16 protein-coding genes are annotated in these 20,657 nt (G+C 67.2%); 11 read left to right on the forward strand and 5 right to left on the reverse strand.

Annotated features, from left to right (window positions below; translation table 11 throughout):
- Nucleotide 1: 1 nt before the first annotated feature.
- The 3 genes from rfbB to galE all read right to left on the reverse strand — a co-directional run bounded on the left by rfbB (nucleotide 2) and on the right by galE (nucleotide 3,603).
- Entirely contained in the window at nucleotides 2–1,057 is a 1,056-nt protein-coding gene (rfbB, locus tag ABT392_RS03645; RefSeq protein WP_395386579.1) for a dTDP-glucose 4,6-dehydratase, read from the reverse strand.
- A 12-nt stretch (nucleotides 1,058–1,069) separates the two neighbouring features.
- Nucleotides 1,070–2,509: a mannose-1-phosphate guanylyltransferase/mannose-6-phosphate isomerase gene (locus ABT392_RS03650; RefSeq protein ID WP_395386578.1), complete on the reverse strand. Its 1,440-nt coding sequence runs from the start codon at nucleotides 2,507–2,509 to the stop codon at nucleotides 1,070–1,072.
- An 83-nt stretch (nucleotides 2,510–2,592) separates the two neighbouring features.
- Entirely contained in the window at nucleotides 2,593–3,603 is a 1,011-nt protein-coding gene (galE, locus tag ABT392_RS03655) for a UDP-glucose 4-epimerase GalE (RefSeq protein WP_334278756.1), read from the reverse strand.
- 150 nt (nucleotides 3,604–3,753) lie between these two features.
- On the opposite strand from galE, the gene ABT392_RS03660 reads away from it, so the two are divergent.
- The 11 genes from ABT392_RS03660 (at nucleotide 3,754) to clsB (ending at nucleotide 18,232) form a co-directional block, all read left to right on the forward strand.
- Nucleotides 3,754–4,284 carry a hypothetical protein gene (locus tag ABT392_RS03660; protein ID WP_395386577.1) on the forward strand — a complete coding sequence of 177 codons (531 nt, stop codon included), beginning with the start codon at nucleotides 3,754–3,756 and terminating at the stop codon, nucleotides 4,282–4,284.
- On the forward strand, nucleotides 4,281–5,828 hold the full coding sequence (gene ubiB, locus ABT392_RS03665; RefSeq protein WP_395386576.1) for a ubiquinone biosynthesis regulatory protein kinase UbiB: 1,548 nt from the start codon (nucleotides 4,281–4,283) through the stop codon (nucleotides 5,826–5,828). The genes ABT392_RS03660 and ubiB overlap by 4 nt, the downstream gene beginning before the upstream one ends.
- A gap of 54 nt (nucleotides 5,829–5,882) precedes the next feature.
- Nucleotides 5,883–9,725 carry a two-component regulator propeller domain-containing protein gene (locus ABT392_RS03670; RefSeq protein WP_395386575.1) on the forward strand — a complete coding sequence of 1,281 codons (3,843 nt, stop codon included), beginning with the start codon at nucleotides 5,883–5,885 and terminating at the stop codon, nucleotides 9,723–9,725.
- Between the two features lie 111 nt (nucleotides 9,726–9,836).
- Nucleotides 9,837–11,312, forward strand: a complete 1,476-nt coding sequence (locus tag ABT392_RS03675; protein WP_395386574.1) for a high affinity choline transporter 1 — start codon at nucleotides 9,837–9,839, stop codon at nucleotides 11,310–11,312.
- A 71-nt stretch (nucleotides 11,313–11,383) separates the two neighbouring features.
- Complete coding sequence (locus ABT392_RS03680; RefSeq protein ID WP_395386573.1) at nucleotides 11,384–11,692, forward strand: FmdB family zinc ribbon protein; 309 nt, start codon at nucleotides 11,384–11,386, stop codon at nucleotides 11,690–11,692.
- Between the two features lie 16 nt (nucleotides 11,693–11,708).
- On the forward strand, nucleotides 11,709–12,380 hold the full coding sequence (locus tag ABT392_RS03685; RefSeq protein WP_334278762.1) for a DUF502 domain-containing protein: 672 nt from the start codon (nucleotides 11,709–11,711) through the stop codon (nucleotides 12,378–12,380).
- A gap of 128 nt (nucleotides 12,381–12,508) precedes the next feature.
- The gene (gene aspS / locus ABT392_RS03690) at nucleotides 12,509–14,302 is read left to right on the forward strand and encodes an aspartate--tRNA ligase (RefSeq protein WP_334278763.1); all 1,794 of its coding nucleotides are present in this window, start codon (nucleotides 12,509–12,511) and stop codon (nucleotides 14,300–14,302) included.
- Nucleotides 14,303–14,429: 127 nt separating this feature from the next.
- Entirely contained in the window at nucleotides 14,430–15,626 is a 1,197-nt protein-coding gene (locus tag ABT392_RS03695; protein WP_395386572.1) for a hypothetical protein, read from the forward strand.
- A 31-nt stretch (nucleotides 15,627–15,657) separates the two neighbouring features.
- Entirely contained in the window at nucleotides 15,658–16,122 is a 465-nt protein-coding gene (gene nudB, locus ABT392_RS03700) for a dihydroneopterin triphosphate diphosphatase (RefSeq protein ID WP_395386571.1), read from the forward strand.
- 5 nt (nucleotides 16,123–16,127) lie between these two features.
- On the forward strand, nucleotides 16,128–16,943 hold the full coding sequence (locus ABT392_RS03705; RefSeq protein ID WP_334278766.1) for an endonuclease/exonuclease/phosphatase family protein: 816 nt from the start codon (nucleotides 16,128–16,130) through the stop codon (nucleotides 16,941–16,943).
- A complete protein-coding gene (gene clsB / locus ABT392_RS03710; RefSeq protein ID WP_395386570.1) occupies nucleotides 16,940–18,232 on the forward strand; it encodes a cardiolipin synthase ClsB in 1,293 nt (430 codons plus the stop codon). The genes ABT392_RS03705 and clsB overlap by 4 nt, the downstream gene beginning before the upstream one ends.
- A gap of 35 nt (nucleotides 18,233–18,267) precedes the next feature.
- On the opposite strand, the gene ABT392_RS03715 is transcribed toward clsB, so the two are convergent.
- Entirely contained in the window at nucleotides 18,268–19,476 is a 1,209-nt protein-coding gene (locus ABT392_RS03715; protein WP_395386569.1) for an alpha/beta hydrolase, read from the reverse strand.
- Between the two features lie 63 nt (nucleotides 19,477–19,539).
- Nucleotides 19,540–20,628: an ABC transporter substrate-binding protein gene (locus tag ABT392_RS03720; RefSeq protein WP_334278769.1), complete on the reverse strand. Its 1,089-nt coding sequence runs from the start codon at nucleotides 20,626–20,628 to the stop codon at nucleotides 19,540–19,542.
- Nucleotides 20,629–20,657: the final 29 nt, after the last annotated feature.

Consider the following 20,657-nt stretch of genomic DNA (forward strand, 5'->3'; position numbering starts at 1 on the left):
CTCAACCGTAGTGCTTGTTCAGCCAGTCGCGGTAGGCGCCGCTCTGCACGCGAGCCACCCAGTCCGGATTGTCGAGATACCACTGCACCGTCTTGCGGATGCCGGTCTGGAAGGTCTCGGCCGGGCGCCAGCCGAGCTCGCGCTCGATCTTGCGGGCGTCAATGGCATAGCGGCGGTCATGACCCGGACGGTCGGTCACATAGGTGATCAGGCGCTCGTAAGGGCCAGCGGCTGACGGGCGCAATTCATCGAGCAGGGCGCACACCGTCTTGACGATGTCGATATTGGCCATCTCGTTCCAGCCGCCGATGTTGTAGACCTCGCCGACGCGGCCACCCGCGATCACGGCGCGGATCGCGGACGCGTGGTCGGTCACGTAGAGCCAGTCGCGGATCTGCTGCCCGTCGCCGTAGACCGGCAGCGGCTTGCCCGCGAGGGCGTTGACGATCATCAGCGGTATCAGCTTCTCGGGGAAGTGATAGGGCCCGTAGTTGTTCGAGCAGTTGCTCGTCAGCACGGGCAGGCCGTAGGTGTGATGCCAGGCGCGCACCAGGTGGTCGCTCGCGGCCTTGCTGGCCGAGTAGGGGCTGTTGGGCTCGTAGGGGTTGGTTTCGGTGAAGGGCGCATCGTCCTTCTTCAGCGAGCCATAGACCTCGTCGGTCGAGACATGGTGGAAGCGGAATCCCGCCTTTTCCTCGCCCTGCAAGGCGCCCCAGTAGGCGCGCGCCGCTTCGAGCAGGGTGAAGGTGCCTTCGATATTGGTGCGCACGAATGCAGCGGGGCCATGGATCGAGCGGTCCACATGGCTCTCGGCCGCGAAGTGGACGATGGCGCGCGGCCTGTGCTCGGCCAGCAGCCGGTCGAGCAGGGCGCGGTCGCAGATGTCGCCCTTGACGAAGACATGGCGGGCGTCGCCGTCCAGCGTCTTCAGGTTCTCGAGATTGCCGGCATAGCTGAGCACGTCGAGATTGATGACGGTCTCGTCGCTCCCCTTCAGCCAGTCGAGAACGAAATTGCTGCCGATGAAGCCGGCGCCGCCGGTGACAAGAATGCTCATGATGTTGAATGCCTAACTTCTTCCATACGTGTCATCGAAGCGCACGATGTCGTCCTCGCCCAGGTACGAGCCGGATTGCACCTCGATGATTTCCAGCGGCACCTTGCCCGGGTTGCGCAGGCGGTGCTTTTCACCGAGCGGGATGTAGGTACTCTGGTTCTCGCTGATCAGGAGGACCTGCTCGCCATTGGTGACTTCGGCCGTGCCCGAGACGACGATCCAGTGCTCGGCGCGGTGGTGGTGCATCTGCAGGCTCAGCGAAGCGCCTGGCTTGACCATGATGCGCTTGACCTGGAAGCGCTCGCCATGGTCGATGCTGTCGTACCAGCCCCAGGGGCGGTGCACCTTGCGCGGCAGGTCCAGCTCGCCGCGCTGGCTGGCATGCAGCTGGTTGACGATGGCCTTGACCTCCTGGCTGCGGGCGCGGTCGGTCACGAGCACGGCGTCGGGTGTCTCGACGACCACCACATCTTCCAGCCCGACCACGCTCACCAGGCGGCTGGTGGCATGCACCAGCGTGTTCTTGCTGGCCTTGATGATGGCGTCGCCGAAGGCAGCATTGCCATCGGCGTCCTTGTCGGCGACCAGCCAGACGGCTTCCCATGCGCCGAGGTCATTCCAGCCAGCGGCCAAAGGAACCATGCGCAAAGGGAAGGGGCTGCCGGGGCAGCGTTCCATCACCGCATAGTCGATGGACTCGGCCGGCACGGCGGCGAACTCCTTCTTGCCTGGGCGGATGAACTTGGCATCCGTCGTGCGGGCAGCCCAGGCGGCGCGGGTGGTTTCGAGGATGTCCGGACGGAACTGGCCGAGCGCGGCGATCCAGACGCTGGCGCGCAGCACGAACATGCCGGCGTTCCAGAAGTAGTCGCCGCTGGCCAGATAGGCTTCTGCGGTGGCCAGGTCCGGCTTCTCCACGAAGGCGGCGACAGCCAGACCGCTCGCATCGGCCGATGCGCGGATGTAGCCGTAGCCGGTTTCGGGGCGCTCCGGCGTGATGCCAAGGATGACGATGGCGCCGTCCGCGGCCTGGCGCACGGCGTCTTGCATCGCCTTCTTGAAAGCTGCGGGGTCGGTGACCGTCTGGTCGGCGGGCGTCACCACCAGCACCGGGTCTGTGCCGTCTTCCAGTGCGGCCAGTGCGGCCAGGGTCACGGCCGGTGCCGTGTTGCGACCGCAGGGCTCCAGCAGGGCGGCTCCAGGTTCGATGGCCGTCTCCCGCAACTGGTCGAGCAGGAGGAAGCGATGCTCCTCGTTGCCAACGATCAGCGGTGCGGCCGCGGCAATGCCGGGCGCGGCCAGCTCGGCCAGGCGTCGGGCGGCCTGCTGGAACAGGCTCTCGTTGCCTGCCAGCACCAGGAACTGCTTGGGATAGCCCGCGCGCGACAGCGGCCACAGCCGGGTGCCGCTGCCGCCGGCCATGATGACGGGTTGAACCTTGATCGAGCTCATGAGTCTCCTGATTGTGTTCAGTCTGCGACGGGCTCAATCGCCCGATAAAGCTGTGTGAGTCCGTGCTTTGCCGGCACCCGCCGTCAAAAGCCCTGAGGATTGAGGCTTTGCCAGCGCCAGCTGTCTTCGCACATGGTGGCCAGGCCGCGGGTGGCTCGCCAGCCCAGTTTCTCGGCGGCCAGGCTCGGATCCGCCCAGCAGGCGGCCACGTCGCCGGCGCGGCGAGGTGCAAATTCGTAAGGCACGGGCTTGCCGCTGGCGGCCTCGTAGGCACGCACCACGTCCAGCACGCTGTAGCCCTGGCCGGTGCCGAGGTTGACGGTGATGGACTCCGGATGGCTGAGCAGGAAGCGCACAGCCGCCACATGGCCTTCAGCGAGGTCCAGCACATGGATGTAGTCGCGCACGCCGGTGCCGTCGGGTGTGTCGTAATCGTTGCCGAAGACCTTCAGCACATCGCGACGGCCCACGGCCACCTGCGCGACGTAAGGCATCAGGTTGTTGGGAATGCCGCGTGGGTCTTCGCCGATCTGGCCGCTCTCGTGGGCGCCCACCGGGTTGAAGTAGCGCAACGCGGCGGTCTGCCAGCGCGGGTCGGCGGCGCCCACGTCACGCAGGATGGTTTCGCCGATCAGCTTGGTCTGGCCGTAGGGGTTGACCGCCGACACCGGCGCATCTTCCCGCAGTGGCAGCTTCTCAGGCGTGCCATAGACGGTGGCGCTGGAACTGAAGACGATGCGGCGGCAGCCGTGCGCAGCCATCGTGGCGCAAACAGTCAGCAGGCCGCCAATGTTGTTGCGGTAGTAGTCCAGCGGCTTCTCGCCCGATTCGCCGACCGCCTTGAAGGCGGCGAAATGAACGACGGCATCGAACTGATGCTTGGCGAAGACGGCCTCCAAGGCCTCGGGGTCGCCGACATCGGCACATTCGAACACCGGCATGGCGCCGGCCAACTGCGCCAGGCGCGGCAGCACGGCGGGCGAGCTGTTGGAGAAATCGTCTACGCCGACCACTTCGTAGCCGGCGGCGAGCAGGGCCAGCCAGGTGTGGGAGCCGATATAGCCGGTGGCGCCGGTCAGCAGAATCTTGCTCATGGTCTCTCGCGGATCAGGGCCGGCCCGAGACGGGCGGCTAGCGCGCGGATTCTCTCTCATGAGCTTCGCGCGGCCGACGGCAGAACGTGGCAAATCCCCGCTATACGGTACGTCGTCCAGGGACTGAGGCCTGCTGCCTACAATCCGGCCATGATTTTCGATCAATGGTCCCAACTCCTCGCCCCTGCCGTGCAGGAGCGAATCGTGCTGCTCATCAACCATGTGCTGTCGCGCGAGAGCGTGGCCACCGAGCGGCTGAAGCCGCAATCGGGCCGCAGCCTGGTGCTGAGCCTGGCCGGCTGGCCCTCGCTGCTGCCGACCGCGCCCGACCTGGTGCTGCAGGTGACGCCGGCCGGCCTGTTTGAGCGCCTGGAGACGCCGCCGGCCGATGTCTCGCTGCGCGTGGAATTGGACGCCAGCAACCCGGCCGCGATGGCGCTGGGCGCGCTCAGCGGCATCAAGCCCAAGGTCACGGTGCAGGGCGATGCGGCGCTGGCCGGCGAGGTGAACTGGCTGATCGAGAACCTGCGCTGGGACATTGCCGACGACCTGGCCGGCCTGGTTGGTCCAATGGCGGCCCAGCAGCTGGCCCGTTTTGGAGAAGCCGCCACGGCGGCGCTGGCCAGCCTGGCCGGCGTGGCCAAGGGTGCGGCAGGCTTTGCCGCGCGCAAGAGCTCATGAGGTATCTGGCCCGGTTGCTGGTCATCGTCTGGACCATCCGGCGCTTCGGCCTGGATGTGCTGCTGCTGACGGCTTTCGGCGCCCGGCGTTTCCGCACCTTGCGCAAGCTGCTGTCCTTCGGCCGCAGCTGGCAGGAGCCGCGCGGCGTGCGCCTGCGCCTGGCCTTCGAGCGGCTGGGCCCGATCTTCGTCAAGTTCGGCCAGGTGCTGTCGACCCGGCGTGACCTGCTGCCGCCCGACATCGCCACCGAACTGGCCCGGCTGCAGGACAACGTGCCGCCGTTTGATGCCGCGCATTCGCGCGCCCTGATCGAGCAGGCCTTCGGCAAGTCCATCGAGGACTTGTTCGAGACCTTCGATGCCGAGCCGGTGGCCAGCGCCTCCATCGCGCAGGTGCATTTCGCCACGCTGAAGGGCGGCCGCGAGGTGGCGGTGAAGGTCCTGCGCCCCGGCATGTCCGACGTGATCGACGACGACATCGCCCTGATGCGCACGCTGGCCAACTGGGTCGAGCGGCTGTCGGCCGATGGCCGGCGCCTGAAGCCGCGCGAGGTCGTGGCCGAGTTCGACACCTACCTGCACGACGAGCTCGATCTCGTTCGCGAAGCCGCCAATGCCGCGCAGCTGCGCCGCAACATGGAAGGCCTCGGCCTGGTGATGGTGCCCGAGATGATCTGGGACCTGTGCACGCAGGACGTGATCGTGATGGAGCGCATGACCGGCGTGCCGATCTCGCAGATGCAGCGCCTGCGCGACGCTGGTGTCGACATCAAGAAGCTGGCCCGCGACGGCGTGACCATCTTCTTCACCCAGGTGTTCCGCGACGGCTTCTTCCATGCCGACATGCACCCGGGCAATATCCAGGTGAGTCTGGCGCCAGAGACCTTCGGCCGCTACATCGCCCTGGACTTCGGCATCATCGGCACGCTGACCGAGGTCGACAAGGACTACCTGGCGCAGAACTTCGTCGCCTTCTTCCGGCGCGACTACAAGCGCGTCGCCGAGCTGCATATCGAGTCGGGATGGGTGCCGGCCGAGACGCGGGTCGATGAGCTGGAGAGCGCCATCCGGGCCGTCTGCGAGCCGCATTTCGACCGGCCGCTGAAAGACATCTCGCTGGGCCAGGTCCTGATGCGCCTGTTCCAGGCCTCGCGCCGATTCAATGTCGAGATCCAGCCGCAGCTGGTGCTCTTGCAGAAGACGCTCCTGAACATCGAAGGCCTCGGGCGTCAGCTCGACCCCGAGCTGGACCTGTGGGCCACGGCCAAGCCCTTCCTCGAGCGCTGGATGAACGAGCAGATCGGCTGGCGCGCCTTGCTCAACCAGCTCAAGAAAGAGGCGCCGCGCTATGCGCAATTGCTGCCCGAGCTGCCGCGCCTGTTGCATGACGCACTGGAGCGCCAGGCATCGCCACGCGACGGCGAACTGATGCGAGCGCTCCTGCAGGAGCAACGCCGCACCAACCGGCTGCTGCAGGGCGTGGTCTATGGCGGCCTGGGCTTTGTGCTGGGCCTGTTGGCGATGCGCTTCATCAGCGCCCTCTGACCCCGGGGGAAGCCGCTACTGGAGCTGGCAGGCGTTTGCGCTTAGTCTGGGCGCATGCCGCCCATTCGCGTCCTGCTTGTGTTCTGTGTCTTGGTGCTGGCGGCGTCAGCGCATGCCGGGCCGGGGCTGCAGAGCCTGCGCTTCGAGCATCTGCTGCCTGAGCAGATGGGCAGCAACGGCAGCGTGCAGTGCGGGCTGCAGGATGGCTTGGGCCAGATGTGGCTGGGCACCAGCTACGGCCTGGTGCGCTTTGATGGCCGGCGCGGCCAGCTCTTCAGCGCCGACCCGCGCGACAAGAACTCGCTCAGCCATGCCTGGGTCCAGGATCTGGCGCAATTGCCCGATGGCCGCCTGCTGGTAGCCACGGCTGGCGGCCTCAATGTGTTTGATCCAGCCACCGAACGCAATGAGCGCATCGAGCTGCCCGGGCAGCGCAGCGGCCCTCAGCTCACGGTGCTGAGCCTGGCGCCTGCGGCGGGTGGGCGCTGGTGGCTGCAGGGGCATTTCGAGCTGTGGCTGTTTGATCCGCAGAGCCGGCAAATGCAAGCGATGACACTGCCGGGCCTGCGGCCCCTGGTGGCAGGCCGCCGCACCCTGTTGCGCGGCCTGCGGACCGATGGCGAAGGCGGTGTCTGGCTGGTTGCGGGCGCCGAGCTGGTCCATGTCGACTCGCGAGGCCAGGTTCTGCAGCGCTGGCCGCTGCCACCGTTTCAAGGCAGCCGGATCTCGCTGCGCGCCATGGTGCTGGACAAGGACGGCCGGGCCTGGATTGCAGGCGAAGGGGGCGTCGCGGTGATGGAGCTGGCCAGCGGGCGCGCGCTGGATTTGCCCAAGGCGCTGGGCCTGCCCGTGAGCGCCATCAATTCCTTGTGGCGCGACCACAAGGGCGGCGTCTGGCTGGCCTACGGCTCCGAGGGGCTCTGGCACTGGCCGCGCGCCGGCTTGCGGGCGGAGTCGCACAAGCGGCATCCGGCCCTGCCCAACAGCTTGTTCAGCAATGCCGTCTCCAGCGTGTTCCAGGACCGCAGCGGTGTGCTGTGGGTCGGCACCTGGAGTGGCGGTGTCTCGCTGGCCGACCTGTCGAACAGCGGCTTCTCGACCTACCGCACGGTCCATGGCGAACCCGATACCCTGGCCCACGATTCGGTGCAGGCGATTGCGCCGATCGATGCTGAGCAGGCCTGGGTTGCCAGCTATGGCGGCGGTCTCGACTGGTTGGAGCTGGCCACCGGCCGGGTTGAGCATGTGCCGTCGCAGGGCCAGCCCTTGAAGTTCCTGCGCAAGCTGCTGCTGCAGCCGGGGCGAGGATTGTGGATAGGTGCCGATGACGGCCTGTTCCTGATGGACACGGGCAGCAGGCGCGTGCAGCGGATCGACATCGGCCCGCTGGGTGGCACCAGTGCCTCCGTGGGCGCGCTGGCGCTGGCTGCCGACGGTAGCTTGTGGGCAGGCACCGATGCGGGGCTGCTGGAGCTTGTTCCCGGCCTGCCGGCGCAGCGTCACAAACGGCCGCAATCGGGCAGCGGCGGTCTGGCGCACGACAAGATCCAGCGGCTGCTGATCGACAAGGCGGGCCGGCTGTGGGTGGGTAGCGAAGCCGGTCTGCAAGTCCGCGAGGGCGGGCGCTTTGGAGCGCTCATTCCCGTGGATGCCGCGCTGGCCAAGCCCGATTCGCTCAGCATCAGCGGCCTGGCCCAGGATGCTCAAGGCCAAGTGTGGGTGGGCAGCCGCTTGGGCCTTCACCGGCTGGAAGGGGAGGGCCATGGTCGGCGATTGAGTTCCTGGTCCAGGCGGCTGGGCCTGCCCGAGACCAGGATCCACAACCTGCAGAACGCCGCCGACGGCGCGCTCTGGATGAGTACCGATGCGGCATTGATTCGCGTGAATCCCGAGCGCAGCAGCGCTCGTTCCTATCCTGCCGGCAGCGGCCCGATGCTGGCAGGGTTCGGGCCGGGCAGCAGCGCCGCCGGGCCGGATGGGCGGCTGTTCTATGGTGGCTCCGGCCTGCTGGCTTTCGATCCAAGCCGGCTGAGCGACAACCACCAGGCACCCGCAGTGCTGCTGTCGGACCTGCGCGTGTTCAACCGGTCGCTGCGCGACGAGCCCCTGCCGGACCGGGCCGGCGAGCCGGCCACCAACCTTGCGGTGCTGGGCGTGTCCGGGCCGCTGGAGCGCGCCCGCGCGCTGCGCTTGAGCCATCGCGAGGCCATGGTCAGCTTCGACTTGCGGGCTCAGCATTTCGTCGGCGTTGGCCAGATCCGCTATGCCTGGAAGCTGGAGGGATTCGATCGTGACTGGATCCAGGGCAAGCCCGGCGAAGGCCTGGCAACCTACACCAACCTCGATGCCGGCAATTTCAGGCTGATGGCCAAGGCCGCCAATTCGGATGGCATCTGGGGTGAGCCGCGCGAGCTGCTGACCGTGGAGGTGCTCCCGCCCTGGTGGCGCAGTCTGTGGTTCCGTACGCTGGTGCTGCTGGCGCTGGTGGCGGGCCTGGTCACCGCCTGGCAATTGCGCCTGCGGCGTCTGAAGCAGACGCAGCGTGAGCTGGAGGTCGAGGTCGAGCGTCGCACTGCGCAGGTGCGCGAGCAACGCCAGCAGATTGCGACGCTGAGCGAAATCGGACGCGAACTCACCGCCTCGCTGGACCTGCAGGCGATCCAGCAGGCCTTGTTCGCGCATGTGGAATCGCTGATGCCAGCCACAGCGTTTGGTGTCGGCCTGGTCAATCGCGAGGAGCGTGTGGTCGAGTTCGACTACATGGTCGAGCGCGGCAAGGCCTTCAAGCCCTACCGACGCAGCCTCGACAGTCTCGAGCAGCCGGCGGCGCGATGCGTGGCCAGCGGCGAGGCCTTCATGATCCACGAGTTCGAGCATGACAACCGCCTGCTCGACACCGGCGTGCGCGAGCACGAAGGCCAGCGCCTGCTGCTGCAGGATGGCAGCGAGCCGGCCCGGTCACGTTCCGCGCTCTATGTGCCCTTGAAGGTCAAGGGCGAGGTGATCGGCATCCTGAGCGTGCTCAGCGACCTGGCCGGCGCCTTCAAGCAGACGCATCTGGACATGCTGCAGACGTTGGGCGCCTATGCCGCCGTGGCGCTGGACAACGCCGACGCCTACCGCCAATTGCAGCAGGCGCAGGCGCAGCTGGTCGAGCAGAAGAAGCTGGCTTCGCTCGGCTCGCTGGTGGCTGGCGTGGCGCATGAGCTGAACACGCCGCTGGGCAACGGCCTGATGGCGGCGAGCACCTTGCAGGAGGAGGCGCGGCAGTTCATGGTCAAGGCCGGTACCGGGCTGCGCCGCTCGGACGTCCAGGCCTTCTGCGAAACAGCCGAGCAGGGCACCAGCCTCTTGATGCGCAGCCTGAATGCGGCTGCACGCCTGGTCGCCAGCTTCAAGCAACTGTCGGTTGATCAGAGTCGCGAGCAGCGTCGGCATTTCGATCTGGCGGATCTGGTCGCCGAAGTCGAGAGAGCTCAATCCAATCAGATTCAGGCCGGCGGCCATCAGTTGAGGCTGTCGGTTCCTGAAGGGCTGACGCTCGATAGCTATCCAGAACCACTGACGCAGGTGCTGGGGCAACTGTTCAGCAATGCGCTGGTCCATGGCTTCTCCGGTGGCCAGCCAGGCGTGATCCAGCTGGCGGCCGAGCCCCTGGGCAGCGAGCGCCTGCGGCTGCGCTTCAGCGACGATGGCCAGGGCATCGCGCCCGAGGACCTGGGCCGCATCTTCGACCCGTTCTTCACCACGACGCTGGGCAGCGGCAGCAACGGCCTGGGCCTGCACCTTTGCTACACCATCGTCGGCTCGCTGCTGGGCGGGCAGATCACCGCGCGCAGCGAGCCGGGGCAGGGGGCCACCTTCGAAATCGTGCTGCCGAGGGTGGCGCCGCGATGACTGCGACGGCCGCCCCCGGGTGATTCCCCTGGGGGAATCGCCAGCAAGGGCTCAACGATAATGCGCGCCTTCTCGTAGTCGCCGCCGGCCCGGCTTCACTGGCCTCCAGACATGAACATCACGCTGATCAGCTTCGTCGTGCTCTATCTGCTGGGCACCCTGGCCCTGGGTGTCTGGGCCGGTACCCGGATCAAGAACACCAGCGACTTCGCCATCGCCGGCCGCAGCTTGCCGCTGGCCATGGTCATCACCACCACCTTCGCCACCTGGTTTGGCGCCGAGACGGTGATGGGCATCCCAGCCAAGTTCGTGCAGGGCGGGCTGAATGCCATCGTCGAAGACCCGCTGGGCGCCGGCACCTGCCTGATCCTGGTGGGCGCCTTCTTTGCCACCAAGCTGTACCGCCAGAACCTGCTGACCATCGGTGACTTCTATCGCCAGCGCTTTGGCAAGGGCATCGAGGTGTTCTGCTCGAGCGCCATCATCCTGAGCTACCTGGGTTGGGTGGCCGCTCAGATCACGGCCCTGGGCCTGGTGTTCTCGGTGCTGACGCAGGGCGCCATGTCCGAGGAAATGGGCATGGTCGTCGGCACGCTGGCCGTGCTGATCTATGTGGTGGTGGGTGGTTTCCTGGCCGTGGCCTGGACCGACTTCATCCAGATGATCGTGCTGGTGATCGGCCTCTCGGTCATTGCCGTGTTCTCCGCTGACCTGGCCGGCGGCGCCGGCAATGTGGTCGCCATGGCCCAGAGCAAGGATCTTTTCAGGTTCCTGCCTGAGCCCACGTTCACCGAGATGGCCATGTTCCTCGGCGCCGCCGTGACCATGATGCTGGGCTCGATACCGCAGCAGGACGTGTTCCAGCGCGTGATGTCGGCCAAGGACGAGAAGACCGCCCGCAACGGCGCCATGATCGGCGGCATCAGCTACATCCTCTTCGCCGCGGTGCCGATGTTCATCGTCGCCAGCGCCGTGGTCGTCATGGGCCAGCAGGCCCTGGACATCGCCAAGGACGACTATCAGAAGCTGCTGCCCACCTTCGTCCTCACGAAGATGCCGCTGGTGATGCAGATCCTGTTCTTCGGTGCGCTGCTCTCGGCCATCAAGAGCACCTCCTCGGCCACGCTGCTGGCGCCCTCGACCAGCTTCGTCGAGAACATCCTGAAGAACCTGCGCCCGGGCATGAAGGACAAGCAGCAGCTGCTGGCCATGCGCCTGACCATCGTCATCTTTGCCGCGCTGGTGCTGGGCTATGCGATCAAGATGCGCGGCACCTCGATCTACGACCTGGTCTCGTCGGCCTACCAGATCACCCTGGTCGGCGCCTTCGTGCCCCTGGTGTTCGGCCTGTACTGGAAGCGCGCGACGACACAGGGCGCGATCTTCTCGCTGGTGGCGGGCATTGGCGTCTGGGGGCTCTTCATGGTCGAGGCCGAGACGCTGGGCCAGGCCTTTCCGGGCCAGTTGGCCGGGCTGCTGGTTGGAATGGTGGCCATGGTCCTGGGTTCGCTGATGCCGCAGTGGCTGAAGAACCGCCACGAGCACAAGGCGCACGTCGAAGGTTTGGCCGACGAAGCCTCCAAGTAGGCCTCTGCGAGGGTGCCAAGGCGCGTCGCCCCTATAATTTCGGGTTTTGTATCAGGCTTCAGAGCAAGACCATGCCTATCTACGCATACCGCTGCAGCGCCTGCGGCCACGCCAAGGACGTGCTGCAGAAGCTGTCCGACGCGCCGCTCGTCACCTGTCCGGCTTGCGGAGCCGAAAGCTTCAGCAAGCAGGTGACCGCCGCCGGCTTCCAGCTCAAGGGCTCGGGCTGGTACGCCACCGACTTCAAGGGTGGCGCCAGCGCGGCTGCCGCCACGGCGCCGGCTGCTTCCGCTGCCGCCCCGGCGGCTGAGGCCAGCGCCCCGGCCCCGGCTGCGGCCTCGCCGTCCACACCCTGTGGCGGCTCCTGCGCCTGCCATTAGTCAACCCGGGAAGCCCGTGCGCAAATACCTGATCACCGGCCTGCTGGCCTGGTTGCCGCTCGCCATCACCGTCTGGGTGCTGCTGTGGGCGCTGAGCATCGTCAATGGCGTGTTCGCCTGGATGCTCAAGGCCTCCAAGGCCGTGCTGCCGGACACGCTGGCGTCGCATGTCGACCAGCTCGGCACCATCCCTGGCGTTGGCCCGCTGATCCTGGTGCTCCTGATGACGCTCACCGGCGTGCTGGTGGCCAACATCTTCGGCCAGTGGCTGCTGGGCCAGTGGGACCGCCTGCTGTCCAACATTCCCATCGTCAAGTCGATCTACAGCTCGGTGAAGCAGGTGTCCGACACCCTGTTCTCGAGCAGTGGCAATGCCTTCCGCGAGGCGGTGCTGGTGCCTTATCCGCACCAGGGTGCCTGGACCATCGGCTTCGTCACCGGCGCGCCGTCCAGGGCGGCGGCCGAGCATTTCAATGAAGAGCATGTCAGCCTCTATGTGCCGACCACGCCCAACCCGACCTCGGGCTTCTTCCTGATGATGCCCAAGAGCAGCCTGCGGCCGCTGGGCATGAGCGTGGACGAGGCCTTGAAGCACATCATCTCGATGGGCGTGGTGGCGCCGGCCAGCGAGACGGCCGGCGCGCAAGTGCCGCCTGGCTCGAATTGCGAGCCCAATCCCAAGGGTTGAGCGCCCCGGCCCGCGCTCAATCCTGAAGGCTTTGGAAGCAGCCTGCCAGCGCCTCACAGACACGACCCCACACGAATTTCCGGACCGCGCCACGAGCGAGGTCCTCACCGAATCTGGAGTGAACAATCATGCGTACCTGCTATGCCGGCCAAGTCAGCGAGAAGCTGCTCGACCAAACCGTGACCCTGATGGGCTGGGCCCATCGCCGCCGTGACCATGGCGGCGTGATCTTCATCGACCTGCGCGACCGCGAAGGCATCGTCCAGATCGTGTGCGACCCGGACCGCGCCGCGATGTTCCAGATCGCTTCCGACGTTCGCAACGAGTTCTGCCTGAAGATCGTCGGCAAGGTGCGTGCGCGCCCCTCCGGCACCGAGAACGCCAACCTCGTCAGCGGCAAGGTCGAGGTGCTGTGCCATGAGCTGGAAGTGCTGAACCCCTCGGTGACGCCCCCGTTCCAGCTGGACGACGAAAACCTGTCGGAGACGACGCGCCTGACGCACCGTGTGCTGGACCTGCGCCGCCCCTACATGCAGAACAACATGATGCTGCGCTACCGCGTGGCCATGGAAGTTCGCAAGTTCCTGGACGAGCAGGGCTTTGTCGACATCGAGACCCCGATGCTGACCAAGAGCACGCCGGAGGGCGCGCGCGACTACCTGGTGCCCAGCCGCGTGCATGACGGCATGTTCTTCGCGCTGCCCCAGTCGCCCCAGCTGTTCAAGCAGCTCTTGATGGTGGCCGGCTTTGACCGCTACTACCAGATCACCAAGTGCTTCCGCGACGAAGACCTGCGTGCTGACCGCCAGCCCGAGTTCACCCAGATCGATATCGAGACCTCCTTCCTGACCGAAGAGGAAATCCGCTCGATGTTCGAAGGCATGATCCGCCACGTCTTCCAGAAGGCGTTGAACGTGGACCTGGGCGAGTACCCGGTGATGAAGTACTCGGAAGCCATGCACCGCTTCGGTTCGGACAAGCCCGACCTGCGTGTCAAGCTCGAGTTCACCGAACTGACCGACGTGATGGCGGACGTGGACTTCAAGGTCTTCTCGACACCGGCCACGACGCCTGGCGGCCGCGTGGTCGCGCTTCGCGTGCCTGGCGGCGCCGGCATGAGCCGCGGCGAGATCGATGCCTACACCGAGTTCGTCAAGATCTACGGTGCGAAGGGCCTGGCCTGGATCAAGGTGAACGAGCTGGCCAAGGGCCGCGAAGGCCTGCAGTCGCCCATCGTCAAGAACCTGCATGACGCCGCCGTCAACGAGATCCTGAAGCGCACCGGCGCACAGGACGGCGACCTGCTGTTCTTCGGCGCCGACAAGGCCAAGGTGGTGAATGACGCCATCGGCGGCCTGCGCCTGAAGGTGGGCCACAGCGAGTTCGGCAAGGCCAATGGCCTGTTCAACGACGTCTGGGCACCGCTGTGGGTGGTCGACTTCCCGATGTTCGAGCACGACGAGGAGAACAACCGCTGGGCGGCCGTTCACCATCCGTTCACGGCACCGAAGGACGGCCACGAAGACCTCATGACCAGCGACCCGGGCAAGTGCATCGCCAAGGCCTACGACATGGTCCTGAACGGCTGGGAACTGGGTGGCGGTTCGGTGCGTATCCACAAGGCCGACGTGCAGGCCAAGGTCTTCGAGGCGCTCAACATCAGCCCCGAAGAGCAGCGCATCAAGTTCGGCTTCCTGCTGGACGCGCTGCAGTACGGCGCGCCGCCGCACGGTGGCCTGGCCTTCGGCCTGGACCGTATCGTCACGATGATGACCAAGGCCGATTCGATCCGCGACGTGATCGCCTTCCCGAAGACGCAACGCGCCCAGTGCCTGTTGACTGGCGCGCCGTCGAACGTGGACGAAAAGCAGTTGCGCGAGTTGCACATCCGCCTGCGCAACTCGGCTGCTGCCGCGCAGTAAGCCTGGCAGCTTCCTGACCGAAGGGCGCCCGCGTGGCGCCCTTTTTGCTGGCTGCTTCATGAAGGCGGGCGCCGCTTCGCTATGCTTGCGGCCAACCACTCCCACAGCTGGCAGGACCGAGGGCACGATGAGCAGCAGCAAGACCAAGATGCGCAACCAGGCGGACAAGGCCCGCTGGGAGCGCGTGCTGATGCGCCGCCCAGCCTGGGCGCTGCCGCGCCTGCGTGGCCTGATCCACGCGACCGACCCGCTGGTGGGCCGCGCCGCAGTGCAGGGGGCCTTCTTCGTGCTTGAGCGCTGGGGCCGGGCCGCCGAGATGCAGGGTGAGTTGCAGCAGGCCCTGAATGACGCCAAGAGCCAGCGCGCCTTGGCCGAGGCGGCCGAGCTGAGCGAGGCCGTGGGCCGCCTGCACTACCAGCGCGGCGACTACGTGCAGGCCTGTCAGGCCTGGGCCCAGACCCTGGAATGGGCGGCCGACGACAGCCGTGCCGCCTGCCTGGCGCGCATCGGCCTGACCCATCTCTGCTATGCGCTGGGCGACTGGGCGCGCGGTGGCCGTGTGCTGGACCAGGCCGAGGCGCACTACCGACGCTTCGCCGCCGACCCCTATCTGCATGCCAAGTTCGCGCTCAATCGCGCCGTATCGCTGCGCGCCACGCAGGGGCCGCAAGCCGCCTTGCCGGCGCTGGACGAAGCGCTGGCCGCTGCGCGTGCCGCGGGTCACCACGACTATGAGGCCGAGGCGATCTGGCATCGGGCCCGCTGTGCCCGCGACAGCGGCGACGTGGCCGAGGCCCTGAATCTGGCGCGCCAGGCGCAGGCCCTGGCGCAGCGCTGCGGCTATCGCTGGTTGCAGGCGCAAGCCTCGCTTCTGCAAGCCGAGCTGCAGGAGGGCGATGTGGCCCTGGCTGCTGCCGGCGCGGCGCTGAGCCTGGCCGAGGTCTTGCAGTCGCGCTCCCTGCAGGCCAGCGCCCATGGTCGGCTGGCCGAGCTGATGCAGGCGCAGGGCGAGTTCGGTCCCAGCTGGTATCACGCCCAGCAGCGCCAGCAACTGGACGCCACGCTGGGCCAGCCCGAGCTGCCGGGCCTCCTGGAAGCACTGATCCGTTTCGATGGCGAGCTGCCTGAAGCGGCCGCGCCGGCCAGTGAGCTGGCGGGGCTCTTGCGGCGAGCCTTGGGCGAACTGTCGGGCCTGTCTCAGCATGTGCGCGGACTGCCGGCCGGCGAGATCGTGCCGGCCACGCAAGCCGAGCTCTTGCGCACCGCCAGCCGGGTCGAACATCTGCTTCAGCAAGGGCTGCGGCAGATGGCCCCCGAGGCCTGATCGGAGGCGGCGGCTGGGCTATGCTGCTCGCATGACAGTGGCTGAGCTTCCCCGATACAAGGTACCGGAGTCGGTGCTGGTGGTGATCCACACGCCCGACCTGCGGGTGCTGATGCTGGAGCGTGCCGACCGGCCTGGATTCTGGCAAAGCGTCACCGGCTCACTCGACACACCGGACGAGCCCCTGATCGATACCGCAAGGCGCGAGGTCTTCGAGGAGACCGGCATTGCTGGCGGCGAGCTGCTGGACTGGCAGCTTGTCAACATCTACGAGATCTACCCGGTCTGGCGGCACCGGTATGCGCCAGGTGTGACCCAGAACACGGAGCATGTGTTCGGCCTCACCGTGCCCAGCGAAACGGCCGTGACGCTCGCGCCGCGCGAGCATCTTCAGTACCGTTGGCTGCCCTGGCGCGAAGCGGCAGACCTGTGCTTCTCGCCATCGAATGCCGAGGCGGTGCTGCAACTGCCCCGCTTCATCAACAGCAGGACCTAGCAATCATGGTGCGGCCCCACTTCAGACCTTCGCAGCTGGCCGCACCGACCAGCATCCTGACGCCGCACCTGCGCGTGGCCACCTACAACATCCACAAGGGCGTGCGTGGCATCGGTCGGGCCAAGCGGCTGGAAATCCACAACCTGGGCCTGGGCGTCGAGGCGCTGGATGCCGACCTGGTCTTCCTGCAGGAAGTCCGCCACTTCAATCATCACGAGGCCAAGCAGTTCCAGCGCACCTCCTTCGGCTGGCCGGAGCAGAGCCAGGCCGAGTTCCTGGCGCCCGAGGGCTATGAGGTGGCCTACCGCACGAACGCCGTCACCAAGCATGGCGAGCATGGCAATGCGCTGCTGTCGCGCTGGCCCATCGGCGATATCGGCCATCACGATGTGTCGGACCATCGCTTCGAACAGCGCGGCCTGCTGCACGTGCCGTTGATCTGGAACGGCCTGGAGGTGCACACCATCGTCGCGCACCTGGGCCTGATTCATGCGAGCCGCGTCCGCCAGGTCGAACGGCTGGCCGAATACATTGCCACCGCCGTGCCACCGCATGTGCCGCTGGTGGTGGCGGGTGACTTCAATGACTGGGGCAGCAAGCTGGACGGGCCCATGCGCCGTACCGGCCTGCATCGGGCGCTGCCGCCGAACGGCAAGGCGCCGCCGGCCACCTTCCCGTCGCTGGTGCCGGTGTTCTCGCTCGACCGCATCTATATGCGCGGCATGCACTGCGTGGGCATGAAGGTGCCACGTGGCGGTGCCTGGGTGCGCATGTCCGACCACCTGCCGCTGGTCGCCGAGCTGGAACTCGGCGAGCCGTGAGCAACTGGCTGGGCATCGAACCTGACGCCGAGCCGCTGATCCACCGGCACGCCGCCAGCCTGCCCGAGTTCCTCGGCGGCAACGAGGTGCGCCTGCTGCGCGGTGGCGACGAGCTCTTTCCTGCCCAGGCCGCGGCCATTGCGACCGCGCGCCATGAAGTCTGGCTGGCCACCTACATCTTTCATCACGATGCGGCCGGCGCTGTGCTGGTCGAGCAACTGCGCGGCGCTGCCGCGCGCGGTGTGCGCGTGCGCGTGGTGGTGGACGGTTTCGGTTCCAAGGCCAGCCTCGATTGGCTGCGCGAGCAGCTGGAGGGGTCGCAGGTCGCGCTGGCGGTGTTCCGCCCCATCGACCGCTGGTGGCGCTGGCTGCAGCCCGGGCAGTTGCGTCGCCTGCATCAGAAGCTTTGCGTGGTGGATGGCGTGGAGGCCTTTGTCGGCGGCATCAACATCATCGATGACCGCGTCGACCTCAATCACGGGCCCACCGACACGCCGCGGCTGGACTTCGCCGTGGCCCTGCGCGGCCCGGTGGTGCAGCCGGTGGAGCAGTCGGCCCGCGCGGTCTGGACGCGCGCCTGGCTGGGCCGCGACTTTGGCGAGGAGCTGCTCGCCCTGGTGCGCAGCCGCGAGCCGATGTCGCGCTTGCGCGGCCTGCTGCGCCGCGTACGCTTGCCGCGGGGCAAGCGCCGCGACCAGCAGTGGCAAGACCTGCCCCCGGTCTGCGCGGCCTTTGTCCTGCGAGACAACCTGCGCCAGCGCCGCATGATCGAACGCGCCTACATCGATGCGATTCGCACTGCGCGTGAGCGAATCGACCTGATCACGCCGTATTTCTATCCCGGCCATGCCTTCCGGCGCGCACTGCGCGATGCCGCGCGGCGCGGTGTGCGCGTGCGCCTGCTGCTGCAAGGCAAGGTGGACTACCGCATAGCAGCCATGGCCGCCCATGCGCTGTATGCCGAGCTGCTGGGCCATGGTGTGCAGGTGTTCGAGTACCTGCCGGCCTATCTCCATGCCAAGGTCTGCGTGGTTGACGGCGCCTGGGCAACGGTGGGCAGCAGCAATATCGACCCGCTCTCCTTGCTGCTCAATCTCGAGGCAAACGTGATCGTGCGCGATGCTGACTTCGCCCGTTCTCTGGCCGACGAGTTCGAGGCCGCGCTGCTGGTGTCGCAGCCGGCCGGCGTCAGCAGCGAAACCGGCCTGCGCGGCTTTCTCAAGCGGGCGCTGGTGGCCTGGATGGCCTACGTCTATCTGCGGGTGGCGGGGGCGACCGGTCGCTACTGAGCGTCAATGAGCGCCATCGAGCCCGGCTGGCCACCCTATCGGCCATAGAGGAATCTCAGCATCGCCTCCACCCGGGAAGCCCAGGCCGCTTCATCGTGGCCGGCCTCGGCCTGCTCCATATAGCCCAGTGTCCTGTCGGCGAGCCAGCCGCGGGCCAGCAGCGCATCGCGCAACTGGCGTGACACCTGCAGGATGCCGCCGCCTTCCTGGCCGCCCATGTCGAGCCAGACGCGCGGCCGCGTCGGGCCCGCCCAGGCAGTGCTGCGCACATCACGCATCAGGAACATGTCGTCCCACCAGATCGACGGCGACACCACCAGGCCGGCGCCGAAGGTGTCGGCATGGTGCAGCACCAGCCACATCGAGATCAGGCCGCCGAGCGAAGAGCCGCCCACCGACGTGCTCGCCGGCTCCGGCCGGGTGCGGTAGTGCTGGTCGATCCAGGGCTTCAGGTCTTCGATCAGGTAGCGCGCATAGCGCGGCCCACCGCCGCCCCGGCGTTCATCGCGGCCCGTGCCGCTGCGTGCGGCGGGTGTCAGCATCTCCGTGGGCGTGTAGTCGGCGAAGCGGTCGGGGCCGTTGTCGACGGCCACGATGATCACCGGCTCGATGGCAGCGGCCAGCACCAGGCGCTGGGCGGTTTCGTCGACTTGCCATTCGGCGCCAGCGGCCTCGGCATCGAAGACGTTCTGGCCGTCATGCAGGTACAGCACCGGGTAGCGACGCTGAGGTTCCTTCTCGTAGCCCGGCGGCAGCCAGACCTGCAGGCCGCGCGCACTCACATGCGCCGATTCCAGCGGCGGCAGGCGCTCGATATGGCCGGTGCGTTGCGGCGGCAGCGGGACCGCCGGCGCATTGAACAGGCGTGACACCGACTGCAGCTCGCTCGGGAACGCCAGCGGATGGTTGCGGCCCTGTTCCCAGCCATCGTCGGGTGCGGCGCCAGGGCGATCGATCTTGAACTTGTACTGCAGGGCCTGGCCGCCGAAGGGCACGCGCTCGAAGACCACGCTCACGCGGTAGAGGCCGGGCGCGGCCTGCTTGGCGAGCAGCGTGCGACCCCACGAGAGCGGCAGCGCGCTGCCACGCAGGCCCACCTGGTCTCGCGTCGGGTCGAAGCGTCCGGCGGCCTGCTCGGCACGCAGGTCGATCTCGAAGTCGACACGGTGGGCGGCCCGGGCCAGGCCGGGCAAGGCGAAGAGCAGGGCGGCAATGCAGGGGAAGAGGGCGCGCAGCAGTGTCATGATGCGTGGTGCCCGGGGCCGGGCTCAAGGTGGATGCATCGCAACCATACCCGCTTGCTGACTTTATGGGCGCGCCTTCAGCAGTTCGGCAAGGTCGAATCGGTAGCGCTTCAGCTTTGGATTGAAGGTCTTGCTGTAAGGCCGGAAATCTAGCTCGCCCAGACCTTCGCCGAATCGAGCCAGGAAACGCTGCGCCTCGGCTCGGTCGAAGAGCATGAACATCGGGCGCTCCAGTGCCAAGCCCTCGGCAGCGAAATCGTGGCCGTGGTGGTAGTCGTAGACCATCACCAGCGACCAGGCGCCGGCAAGGAAGTGGCCACCGGCCAGTGCCTTGAGCCGACCGTCGATGACGGCCTTCATGGCCTCATTCGAGGTGTTGATGCTGGAGATGTGCCAGTCTCGCGCCACCTGCTGCCCCGCCGCTTCAATCGCATCCATGGCGCCGAAGGCCATCAGGTCGCTGCCGGTCCAGAGCCGGCGTGCCTGGCGATGGCGTGCCAGCATGCCGGCCATGGTCTCGGCGGCAAGGTCGCGACGCCAGTCGGCAAAGGACTGCTGCACCAGCTCCACCTGGGGATGCTCGGCCAGTGCGCGGCGCAGGCCCTCGTTGCGCTGGATGGAGACAGGCGTCGAGCGGTCGCCGCCAATGGCCAGCAGCTGTGGCCTGTCGCCATTGGGAGCGTCGGCCAGGGCCTGGCGTATCAGCGCCTTCGCGGTCAGGTAGCCGGCGTCTTCGGCGCGTGGCTCAAGGCTGCCGAGCAGCTGTGGCAGGCCCTTGCGCGGCGCCCAGCGCGCACGCTCCTGCGGCAGCAGGCCGCTGAAAGCGGCGAAGGTCTTGATGCCTGCCGCGCCCAGCACACGGGCGTTCTCGACCAGCGTGCCCTTCTCGTTGACGAGGATCACATAGTCGGGGCGCTGCGCCCGCGCTGCGATCTCGCGGCCGAGCTGCAGGGCCCGCGCCGGGTCGCGTTCGGCGTACTGAATCTCCAGCTTGACGCCGAGGCTGCGGGCGGCCGCCTGCATGGCTTCGCTGACGCCCAGCCAGTAGGGTTCGTTGGCACGGCCGGGATTGATGAACCCCACGGTCTGTGACCAGGCGGGCGGCATCCAGCAAAGCAGGGCAAGGGCAAGTGACAGCAGGCGGAACTTCATCGAGTGCAGGGCAGGGAGTCTGGCGCCCA

It is taken from the genome of Paucibacter sp. JuS9 (assembly GCF_044043925.2).
Taxonomy (GTDB): Bacteria; Pseudomonadota; Gammaproteobacteria; order Burkholderiales; family Burkholderiaceae_C; genus JAUASW01.

Bases quoted from the DNA above. Each gene is read 5' to 3' on its own strand.
- ABT392_RS03660 (WP_395386577.1), top strand. From the start codon at position 3,754: ATGATTTTCGATCAATGGTCCCAACTCCTCGCCCCTGCCGTGCAGGAG.
- ABT392_RS03680 (WP_395386573.1), top strand. From the start codon at position 11,384: ATGCCTATCTACGCATACCGCTGCAGCGCCTGCGGCCACGCCAAGGAC.
- ABT392_RS03720 (WP_334278769.1), bottom strand. From the start codon at position 20,628: ATGAAGTTCCGCCTGCTGTCACTTGCCCTTGCCCTGCTTTGCTGGATG.
- rfbB (WP_395386579.1), bottom strand. From the start codon at position 1,057: ATGAGCATTCTTGTCACCGGCGGCGCCGGCTTCATCGGCAGCAATTTC.
- nudB (WP_395386571.1), top strand. From the start codon at position 15,658: ATGACAGTGGCTGAGCTTCCCCGATACAAGGTACCGGAGTCGGTGCTG.
- ABT392_RS03650 (WP_395386578.1), bottom strand. From the start codon at position 2,509: ATGAGCTCGATCAAGGTTCAACCCGTCATCATGGCCGGCGGCAGCGGC.
- ABT392_RS03715 (WP_395386569.1), bottom strand. From the start codon at position 19,476: ATGACACTGCTGCGCGCCCTCTTCCCCTGCATTGCCGCCCTGCTCTTC.
- ABT392_RS03670 (WP_395386575.1), top strand. From the start codon at position 5,883: ATGCCGCCCATTCGCGTCCTGCTTGTGTTCTGTGTCTTGGTGCTGGCG.
- ABT392_RS03695 (WP_395386572.1), top strand. From the start codon at position 14,430: ATGAGCAGCAGCAAGACCAAGATGCGCAACCAGGCGGACAAGGCCCGC.
- aspS (WP_334278763.1), top strand. From the start codon at position 12,509: ATGCGTACCTGCTATGCCGGCCAAGTCAGCGAGAAGCTGCTCGACCAA.
- ubiB (WP_395386576.1), top strand. From the start codon at position 4,281: ATGAGGTATCTGGCCCGGTTGCTGGTCATCGTCTGGACCATCCGGCGC.
- galE (WP_334278756.1), bottom strand. From the start codon at position 3,603: ATGAGCAAGATTCTGCTGACCGGCGCCACCGGCTATATCGGCTCCCAC.
- ABT392_RS03675 (WP_395386574.1), top strand. From the start codon at position 9,837: ATGAACATCACGCTGATCAGCTTCGTCGTGCTCTATCTGCTGGGCACC.
- ABT392_RS03705 (WP_334278766.1), top strand. From the start codon at position 16,128: ATGGTGCGGCCCCACTTCAGACCTTCGCAGCTGGCCGCACCGACCAGC.